The sequence below is a fragment of the Yaniella sp. genome, from assembly GCF_030453185.1.
Lineage (GTDB): Bacteria > Actinomycetota > Actinomycetes > Actinomycetales > Micrococcaceae > Yaniella.
On sequence record NZ_JAKDKW010000151.1, the window covers coordinates 1 to 2,303 of the forward strand.

Genomic DNA, 2,303 nt, shown 5'->3' on the forward strand with positions numbered 1-2,303 from the left:
CACCGAAGAATTTTAGGCAGACGTCCGACTACTCATCGGTGGATCAAGGCTTAGCAGACCAGCAGATTTCAACCGCAGATTTGGAGAGAGCCGAAGCGTGTAGCGATCAAATCATCGTGTTACGGGAGGACTTCGATCCGGTGCTCATTGTTGATGCCGAGCGAGCCCGGGCCACCGTTGTTGAGCACCAAAAGATCCTGGAACTGATTCGCACCAAGGTATCGCGCCCCGAAATTGAGCAAACGGCCCGCCATCACGTCTTAGCATCGCCGCAGGCTAGAACCGAGGTGCAGAGTGAGCTGCTGAAGACGGAAAACGTATAAAGCAACCGCCTGCAACACCGTCGTGGCGGTTTACACCGTCCCTCAAGGCACCGAATCTTCGATCACGTGGCGGACGGCAGCAACCGGATGGCTTTTAGCTCCACACCGTGTAGCGCCGGCAGCATACACCCAGCGGTCTTGCCGATCGCATCGGGCAGGTCCCCCGCGGGGCGAACATCCGGTGTTGCCATAACGTTGTTCCTTAGTGTGAAGCTTCGATCCGCTCAGCAGCGGTCGGGTCCGAATCGTTGAGGAATTTGGTAATACGGTCCACCTCATCGGTCTCCCCGATGGCAGCCGCCGCACGACCCAGTGAATACAGTGCACGCAAGAATCCGCGGTTGGGTTCGTGCTCCCACGGAACTGGACCGGCGCCCTTCCAGCCTGCTCCACGCAGTGCATCCAGTCCCCGGTGATAGCCCACGCGGGCATAAGCATAGGATTCCAGTGTGCGTCCCTCACCCCAGGCATCCTCGGCGGCGAGCGCCCAGGCCAGTGATGAAGCAGGGAAGCGTTGTGCAATCTCCTCCGGCAGATCCCCGGCCTCGTAGCGAGCATTCACTTCGGGCTCTTCCGGTAGCAACGTTGGATCCATCTCCATCAAGTTTTTACCAATGATTGACGACACTATATTTCCTTCCACGAAGCCAAAACGGCAATGTCTGAGCCCTCTTAGTCTGCCAGTGTTTATACTGATTCAACAACCAATCTCCACAAAGGACCTCATGATTTCCGTTCGAGAGCTTACAAAGGTGTATCGGCAGCCCGCCAGGGATGTCGTGGCCTTAGATAACATCACTTTGGATATCGACGACGGCGAAATTCACGGCATCATCGGCCGCTCCGGTGCCGGCAAATCGACGCTGGTACGCTGCTTGACTCTGTTAGATCGACCAACCAACGGCAGCGTCGTCGTGGGAAGCCAGGATTTGACCGCAGTGAGCGATACCGAATTGCGCAACGCTCGTCGTCGTATCGGCATGGTATTTCAACATGCCAATCTGCTCTCGTCTCGTACCGTGGCGGATAATATCTCGCTGCCGTTAGAAACAGGTAAGACCAGCAAAGACGATCGTCGAGCCAGGGCCAACGAACTCATCGACTTGGTGGGACTCAGTGGGCTGGAGGAGACGTACCCCGCCCAACTTTCCGGTGGCCAGCGTCAGCGCGTCGGTATCGCCCGCGCACTGGCGGCAGATCCCGATGTCCTGCTGTGTGATGAGCCAACCTCTGCGTTGGACCCGGCCACAACCGACGACATCCTGAAGCTGATTCACGCGGTCTCCAACCGTCTAAACCTCACCGTGGTGGTTATTACGCACGAAATGTCCGTGGTCAAAACGCTGTGCGACTCCGTCTCGCTGCTCGACGACGGCAAAATTTTAGACTCCGGTCCGCTCAGTCAGGTTGCCGCCAACGTCAACTCCCAGTTGTCTCGTGCCCTGTTGCCGCTGCCCACGCACGAGCCGGCCACCGCTGACCTGGTCATGGAAGTTGTGGGCAGTCAAGACGCCGTCAATATTCCGATTGCCGCCAAAATTGAGGCAGAGAATCCCGTGAACGTTGACATTGCCGCCGCGAACATTGAAACGCTGGGCGATGCTCGATTTGCCCACTATCTGTTGGCGATCGACTCGGATAGCCAGATCAACCTCACCGGAATTGAAGCCACACTGGCCCGCAACGGCTACCGGATCCGAACACGCGCCAAGGAAGGGGTGCAAGCATGAACTGGTTTGAGCAACTGCTGAATAACCGCGCCCTGGAAACGGCCCTGCCCGAAGCAATTTGGGAGACCGTGGTGATGGTCGGGATTTCCGGTATCGCCACGGTGCTCATCGGTGGTGTCATCGGCATTATCTTGCACCTCACCCGGCCCGGTGGCCTGGCACCGATGCGAGTACTGTACGGTTTCCTTTCCTCGATCGTCGTGAATATCACCCGCTCGGTCCCGTATGCTATCTTGATGGTCGCACTCAT

Annotated in this window: 3 protein-coding genes and 1 pseudogene; 3 read left to right on the plus strand and 1 reads right to left on the minus strand. The window is 57.5% G+C overall.

What is annotated here, in order from left to right:
* A partial coding sequence (locus tag L0H14_RS12415; protein ID WP_301419998.1) for a hypothetical protein occupies positions 1-323 on the plus strand: 323 nt, incomplete at its 5' end.
* A gap of 202 nt (positions 324-525) precedes the next feature.
* Here L0H14_RS12415 and L0H14_RS12420 read toward each other — a convergent pair.
* Entirely contained in the window at positions 526-954 is a 429-nt protein-coding gene (locus tag L0H14_RS12420) for a DUF3151 domain-containing protein (RefSeq protein WP_301420000.1), read from the minus strand.
* Positions 955-1,048: 94 nt separating this feature from the next.
* Between L0H14_RS12420 and L0H14_RS12425 the strand changes: the two genes are divergently transcribed.
* The gene (locus tag L0H14_RS12425) at positions 1,049-2,053 is read left to right on the plus strand and encodes a methionine ABC transporter ATP-binding protein (protein ID WP_301419999.1); all 1,005 of its coding nucleotides are present in this window, start codon (positions 1,049-1,051) and stop codon (positions 2,051-2,053) included.
* A pseudogene (locus L0H14_RS12430) lies at positions 2,050-2,303 on the plus strand (metal ABC transporter permease); the annotation flags it as partial. The gene L0H14_RS12425 and the pseudogene L0H14_RS12430, both read left to right, overlap by 4 nt.

Excerpts from the sequence above, each read along its gene's own strand:
- L0H14_RS12425 (WP_301419999.1), top strand. The coding sequence starts at position 1,049 with ATGATTTCCGTTCGAGAGCTTACAAAGGTGTATCGGCAGCCCGCCAGG.